The organism is Actinophytocola sp., from assembly GCF_036002505.1.
In the GTDB taxonomy this organism is placed as follows: Bacteria; Actinomycetota; Actinomycetes; order Mycobacteriales; family Pseudonocardiaceae; genus DASYTH01.
In genome coordinates this window covers 1-6,776 of record NZ_DASYTH010000236.1, presented here as the reverse complement: position 1 = coordinate 6,776, position 6,776 = coordinate 1, and the positions used below count along the sequence as shown (strand labels likewise).

7 protein-coding genes are annotated in these 6,776 nt (G+C 70.2%); 3 read left to right on the top strand and 4 right to left on the bottom strand.

The annotated features are described in order from the left end of the window. Together VGR06_RS21560 and VGR06_RS21555 are read right to left on the bottom strand one after the other, a co-directional pair. Positions 1 to 861, bottom strand: an 861-nt coding sequence (locus tag VGR06_RS21560; RefSeq protein WP_327560930.1) for an IS3 family transposase, incomplete at its 3' end; no start/stop codon positions are given. A 2-nt stretch (positions 862 to 863) separates the two neighbouring features. Then, on the bottom strand, positions 864 to 1,160 hold the full coding sequence (locus VGR06_RS21555) for a transposase (RefSeq protein ID WP_327560929.1): 297 nt from the start codon (positions 1,158 to 1,160) through the stop codon (positions 864 to 866). A 141-nt stretch (positions 1,161 to 1,301) separates the two neighbouring features. On the opposite strand from VGR06_RS21555, the gene VGR06_RS21550 reads away from it, so the two are divergent. Further along, positions 1,302 to 1,424, top strand: a complete 123-nt coding sequence (locus VGR06_RS21550; protein ID WP_327560928.1) for a hypothetical protein — start codon at positions 1,302 to 1,304, stop codon at positions 1,422 to 1,424. Between the two features lie 9 nt (positions 1,425 to 1,433). On the opposite strand, the gene VGR06_RS21545 is transcribed toward VGR06_RS21550, so the two are convergent. Continuing rightward, positions 1,434 to 1,916 (bottom strand): cupin domain-containing protein, encoded by a 483-nt coding sequence (locus VGR06_RS21545; RefSeq protein ID WP_327560927.1) that lies wholly within the window; start codon positions 1,914 to 1,916, stop codon positions 1,434 to 1,436. Positions 1,917 to 2,067: 151 nt separating this feature from the next. Here VGR06_RS21545 and VGR06_RS21540 point away from each other — a divergent pair, with 151 nt between their 5' ends. Continuing rightward, positions 2,068 to 4,665 carry an ATP-binding protein gene (locus VGR06_RS21540; RefSeq protein ID WP_327560926.1) on the top strand — a complete coding sequence of 866 codons (2,598 nt, stop codon included), beginning with the start codon at positions 2,068 to 2,070 and terminating at the stop codon, positions 4,663 to 4,665. Positions 4,666 to 4,809: 144 nt separating this feature from the next. Beyond that, positions 4,810 to 5,208 (top strand): VOC family protein, encoded by a 399-nt coding sequence (locus tag VGR06_RS21535; RefSeq protein ID WP_327560925.1) that lies wholly within the window; start codon positions 4,810 to 4,812, stop codon positions 5,206 to 5,208. A gap of 73 nt (positions 5,209 to 5,281) precedes the next feature. Here the strand turns inward: VGR06_RS21535 and VGR06_RS21530 are convergent. Continuing rightward, the coding region (locus VGR06_RS21530; protein WP_327560924.1) for a hypothetical protein at positions 5,282 to 6,776 on the bottom strand (1,495 nt) is incomplete at its 5' end.

The following is a 6,776-nucleotide window of genomic DNA, read 5'->3' as shown; positions in this document are numbered from 1 at the left end:
GCGGGTGTGGGCCAGTTCGTAGTTGATCGGGCTTTGCATGCTCAGGGCCGAGTGACGTCGCTCCCGGTTGTACTCGTCGATCCAGGCCGCGACCCGGGCACGAGCGATTGCCTTGGTAGCAAAGGATTCCCGGGAACGCAGCTCGAACTCCAAGGTGGAATGCCAGGCCTCGATCGCGGCGTTGTCCAACGCGGAGCCGGGTCTGCCCATGGACTGGCGGATACCCAGCCGCCCACAAGCCTGCCGGAAGGTCCGCGCGGTGTACTCGCTGCCCTGATCGGTATGCAGAATGACCCCAGCGACCTGCCCGCCGCGCACCGCCACGGCCATGGCGAGGGCTCCGTAGGCCAGGTCGGCGTCGTGGTGTTCGGACAGGGCGAACCCGACCACCCGGCGGGAGAAGATGTCCAGCACCGACGCCAGGTGCAGCTTGCCCTGCCCGGTGGCGACCTCGGTGCCGTCACCGAACCACTTCTGGTTGGGTAGGCGTGCGGCGAACCGTCGGCGTACCAGGTCTGGTGCCCGCCACCGGCCGCCGTCGGGCCGGGTGGTGGCCTTGCGCCTCTTGCGGGGTCGGGCTGTCAGGTGCAGCTCGCGCATCAGCCCGGCGACGGTGTTCTCGCTGACCTTCCAGCCGGCCTCGACCAGATCGGCGGTGATCCGGGGACTGCCGTACCGGCCCCGGTGGCGCTCGAACAGCCGGCGTACCTCGTCGGCCAGCTGTCGCCGGCGGGCCCGCCGCGTCGAGGTGTCCCCGCGGCGCCACTTGTAAAACCAGGACTGCGACACCCCCAACGCCCGGCAAGCCACCGCGTACGGGATGCCGTAGCGCGCCCTCTGAGCGGCGATGAACGCGGCCACGGCTACCGGCCCATCGCTTCCTCGACCCAGAGGGCCATGCTGCGCTTGAGGACGTCACACCGCATCCGCAGCTCGGCGTTCTCCCGACGCAGCCGCACCAGCTCGGCCCGCTCGTCCTCACCCAGCCCATCGGTGCTCTCACCACGGCGACGCCGGTCAGCGTTGACCCAGTTCCCCAACGTCCCGTCGTGGATACCCAACTCCCGGGCCACCTGCGCGATCGGCTTACCGGTCTCCCGGACCAGCCGAACCGCGCCCTCCTTGAAGTCCTGCTCGAACTTCCTGCGCGTCTCTGCCATCGCCATCTCCCTTAAGGCGATGTCTCCACGTTACGGGGGGAAACCCACGCTGACGAGCGTCGCCGAGCTGGGGTGCGACGGCGGCTACGGCAGGCAACGGTCATCTGGGCCAAGACCGTTGTCGGGCTCAGCGTGGACATCGTGCGTGAGCGACAGCCCGCCCACCACGCGGCCATGGTCCAGTGGTCGATGGTCATCATCATGACCCGGCGTCTGGCCCGCTACCGCGCTCAGCGCCGTTTACCCGCCCCGCAGGCGGCCTGATCCGGTTCGTCAATCGGCACCTCCGACGTCCATGTCAACAGCGTCAAGGATGCCGCGCATGTCCGTGTCGCTGGTCCAGTCGCTGCCGTCCGGTGGTGGTCGACCCCACGGCATGTCCTTTCGGTGAACCTCGACCAGTTCCACGCCTCCGCCCGGACGTCGGACCGGAAAGACAGTGCCGATCCGTTGCTCGGCAACCACCTCAAGCACGGTGTCCTCCACGGCACGGAATCCGTGCCACGTACCCGACGGCACGGCGATCACATCCCCCGGGCCGCACTCCCGCCGAAGATCCCCAACCCTGATCAGCAGCCGGCCGCTAACGACATGTAGCACTTCTTCCCCGAAATGCAGATGGACCGGACCCACGTCAGCGGACGGCAAGCGCCCGACCGCGAGCAGTACCCGGGACAACCCGTTGGCGTTGCCCGCGACCACCCGGAATCCAGCGACGCCTCCGTCGGGTGGCCCGAATCCGGCGAAGAAGCTCACGATGCAGTCCTACCACGCCGCCCGACCCGTCGATTGGCCTACCGCTTGATCGAACACGCCACGCTGCCGGTTCTCAACCCGGCTCTGAGAAACGGCGTCTCCGAGAATTGACCGCACCGGGAGTAGCTGCCGTGCGTGCGACGATTCACTGGTGGCCCGGTTGATTCTGGAGCGCGAACAGGAGCTGGCGGCGCTGGCCGCTGCCGCGCGGCAGGCGGCCGCCGGTGAGGGATCGGTGGTACTCGTCAGCGGCGAGGCCGGGATCGGCAAGTCGATCCTGGTCGAGGCGGTCCGGTCGGTATTGCCCGCGGAGAGTCGGCTGCTCGTCGGATACTGCGACGACCTGGCCACGCGCCGGGCCCTCGGACCGTTCCGGGATCTGGCCGGCAGCGTCGGCACCGAGCTGACCCGGGCGTTGCAGGAGGGCGGGGACCGCAACCAGCTGCTGGACGCGCTGCGTACGGAGCTGAGCTGGGCCGGGCACCCGACCGTACTGGTGGTCGAGGATGTGCATTGGGCGGACGAGGCGACCCTGGACGTCCTGCGCTACCTGGTCCGCCGGGTGGCCGGGCTGCCGGTGGTGCTGTTGCTGACCTACCGGGATGACGAGGTCGGCCGGGAGCATCCCTTGCAGCACCTGCTCGGCCTGGCCTCCCGCGCCGATCGGGTACGCCGGCTGCCGCTGGCCCGGCTGTCCCCCGATGCCGTCCGGCAGTTGAGCGCCGCGACCGGCCTCGACGCGCGTCACGTGTACGCGCTCACCTCCGGCAACCCTTTCTTCGTCACCGAGGTGATCGCGGCCGGCGACGTCGCGCATCCCCCGCCGACCATCGTCGACGCGGTGCTCGCCCGGACCCGGACTGTCCATCTCGCCACTCAGGACGCGCTGGAACAGCTCGCCGTCGTGCCGTCCACTTTGGATAGATGGTTGGTCGACCGCCTCGTCCCGGGCGGCGTGCCAGCGCTGGCGATCGCGGAGCAGCACGGGCTCGTCACGGTAACGCCGGGCCGGGTGAGCTTCCGGCACGAGCTGATCCGCCGCGCCATCGCCGACTCGTTGCCGGCGGCCCGCCGGATAGAGTTGAACCAACGGGTACTCGCCGCGCTGCTGGACCGGGACGGGGCCGACCTTTCCGCCATCGTGCACCACGCGGCCGAGGCCGGTGACGCCGCCGGGGTTGCCCGGTACGCGCCCCGGGCAGCCGGCGAGGCGACCGCGGCCGGCTCCCACCGGGAGGCCGCCGCGCACCTGCGGCTGACCCTGCACAACCGGTCCGCGTACGGGCTCGCCGAGCAGGCCGACCTGCTCGACCGGTACGCGATCGAGTCCTACATCTGCGGCGACGAAGGCCCGGCGCTCGCGGCCCAGCGGGAGGCAGTGGACCTGCGCCGCACGCTCGGTGACGCCCGCGCGCTGGGCGCCAGCCTGCGCTGGCTGTCCCGGGTCGAGTGGTGGTCCGGGCACCGGCCGGCCGCCGACCGGGCCGGCGCCGAGGCTATCGCGGTACTGGCGAACGCGGGCGACGCCCGGCTACTCGCGATGGCCTACAGCAACCAGTCCCAGCTGCACGCGCTGGCCGAGCGGCACGCCGAGGCGATCGAATGGGGCGAGCGCGCCGCGCGGCTGGCACGCGAGATCGACGACGCCGCGATCCTCTCGCATGCCCTCAATAACGTCGGCCTGGCGAAGTGGCCCATGGGAGACCGGGACGGACCGCCGGTGCTCAAGGAGAGCCTGCGGGTGGCGCTGGCCGCCGGCGAGATCGAGCACGCCGGCCGGGCGTACGTCAATCTGATCTGGAACCTGCTGGAGGACTTCTCGTTTGCCGAGGCCGAGCGGTACCTGCTCGAGGGCATCGAGCTGGCCGACACCGCCGAGCACCGGGTGTTCCTGACGTACCTGCGCGTCGAACTCGGCCTCCTGAAGCTGGCCACCGGCCACTGGGACGAGGCGATCCGAGCGGCCGAGTCCGGCGCGGACGCGCCGATGTCGATACGCAGTCCGGCGCTGGTCATCCTGGCACGGATCCGGCTGCGGCGGGGCGAGCCGGGTGCCGCGGACCTGGTGAGACAGGCCTGGGAGGTGGCCGAGGAGCTACAGGAGCTGCAGCGCGCCGGACCGGCCGCCGCCGTCCGCGCGGAGGCAGCCTGGCTGCATGGCGGCGATCCGGGCGCGGTGGCCGCGCTGGAGAGGACGTACGCCGAAGCACGCCGGCTGCGCGTCGCTCCGCTGCGGGATGAGCTGGCGTACTGGATGACCAGGCTCGGCCGCACGATCCAGGCCGACAAGCCGGAGCACCCGTACGCGTGGCAAGCGGCCGGGCAGTGGCGGGAGGCGGCGGCGGCGTGGCAGGCGGCGGGCTGCCCGTACGAGCACGCCGCTGCCCTGGCCGACAGCCCGGAGCCGGCGGACCTGCTCGAGGCGCTCGCCGAACTGGACGCGCTGGGCGCCGAGCCACTCGCCCGGCGGGTCCGTGCCCGGCTGCGCGAGGCGGGCGTCGCGCGCATCCCGCGCGGGCCCGTCGAGGTGACCCGGCACAACCCGGCGGGCCTGACCGGACGCCAGGTGGAGGTGCTGCGTCTGCTCGGGCAGAGCCTCACGAACGCCCAGATCGCCGAGCGGCTCGTGCTGTCCGTGCGTACCGTCGACGCCCACGTCGCCGCCGTGCTCGCCAAGCTCGGCCTGCGCAGCCGGCGGGAGGCCCCGGCCCGCGCCGCCGAGCTAGGTGTGTTGCCCCGCGAGAAATAGGTAGGCGAGCCGTCCGGGCTACGTAACGTCTGCCGATTCAGGCGCCATCTGTCGCCGCGTACATCTTCACTATCGAACGTCTGATGACGGCGGCGCCGACGGCGGATCGTCCGTAATCGTCACTGCGACAAGGAGCAGCGCATCGTGTCCACATTCCCGGGTCTCACCCACGTCGCCATCACCATTTCCGACCCGTCCGACAGCGTGCCGTGGTACACCCGGCTGATCGGTGCGGAACCCGTCCTCGACGAGGACACCGGCCCGTTCCGCCATATCGTGTACGCCGTCGGCGACAGCCTGCTCGGCCTGCACGTCTTCCCGGGTGTGATGCCCGATAACGGTAGGTTCCACCCGTACCGGCGCGGTCTGGACCACGTCGCCTTCGGCGTCCAGAACCGAGCGGAGCTGGAGAAGTGGCAGCGGCGGCTCGACGAACTCGGCATCGAGCACGGCGAGATCATCGACGCGCCGTACGGGTCCGGCCTGTCGTTCAAGGACCCGGACGGAATAGCGCTGGAGTTCTTCGCGCCGCCCCGTAGTTGACCTCATCTGAGCACCACTGTCACATCACGGAAGCCCCTCCCGGCTGGGCTCGGGAGGGGCGTTCCGCGGGGGGCTACAAGGTGGTCAGGGGCGTCTTCCAGATGCCCCGGCCGTGGGTGGCCGCGTAGAGGAAGCCGTCCGGCCCGATCGTGATGTCGAATACGGTGGTCAGTGGCAGGGCGCCCGCCGCGCCGGCCACGCCACCGATTCGCTTCCAACCGGTCACGTTGCCCGCCGTGTCGAGGGTGCCCACCATCACGCCGTAGTCCGTGCCGACGACGAGCTTGTCGCCGTAGCGGACGACGTCCGTGGCGGGTACGTCCGGGGTGCCGGCGGACTCGTTCGTCCAGGTCACTCCGCCGCTCGCAGTGAGGACACCCTTCCACACGTGGTCCTGTTGGGCGCCAGGGCCTTCGATGAAGCGACGGTTGTAGCCGTTGAACACGAGGTAGATCGTGGCCGTGCCGCCCGTGACGCTGTCGATGTAGACGGCGTTCGGGAATCGTGTGGGCAGCCCGTTCATGTCCAGCTCATGCCAGCTGCCGCCGAAGTTGGTCTGCACGCCGCGGGAGAAGCCGCCGCTGTTGCAGTTGCTCTCGCCGCACCAGGCCGCGACGATGACGTCCTTCGACGCGTCCCGCTTCGCCGCCGGATCGGCGACCGCGTCCAGCCCGACCACCATTCGGCCGGCGGTGCCGAGGGTGGTGCGCTTCGTCCAGCCGTGATTGGCCAGCGACTCGGCTTGCTGCTCGGTGGTGGAGAACCCGAGGTCGTGCGACCAGACGGAGTTGCCGCCGGCGACCCAGCGTTCGCTGGCGTGGTCGCCGGTGTTCTCCGACCCGCGCACGGCCCGGAACGGCGCGGTGAACCGGGGGTTCGGGTCCGGCACGCCCACGTCGATGATGGCGTTCTTCGACCCGTCGGTCTGACCGCAGTTGGTCGTCATCCACAGCTCGAGGTAGACGTACTCGTCGAGGATGTAGCAGCCGTTCCTGGGGTCGACGATGATGTCGCCGCCGTCTCCGCCGAACGGCGAGACCATCTCGATGTTGCCCTGGTTGTCCTTGCGGTCGCCGCGCAGCAGCGAGCCGCCGTTGTCCTGCAGGCCACCGGCGATCGCGTAGCCTCCCCGCTCGGGGTCACTGCCGACACCGACCGAGTAATACTGAAGCGTGCCCAGGCCCTGCGAGTGGTTCGCCCAGTCGTTGGCATGGCCGAGCTTGTCCAGGGTGCCGTTGATCGGCCGCGACTTGAGCCCACCGTCGTTGCCCACGTAGACCCGGCCACCGTACGTGATGACGGAATGCTGGTCGGAGTGGGTGGTCTGCGGGCACGTGTTCTCCGCATCGAAGATCGCCCAGCACTTCGGGCCGAAGTTCCAGTACGGACCCGGCGTAGTCCAGTCGGTCCCGCCGTCGATGGTCTCATAGACCTCCTCGAGGCCCACCCACACGTGGTCCGGGTGTCCTGGCTCGGCGAGGATGAAGTTGTTGTACCAGGCCTGAACGCCCGGCCGGTAGAAGGTGCCGTCACTGCCGGTCAACGCGGAACCCGAGGCCTGCAGCTTG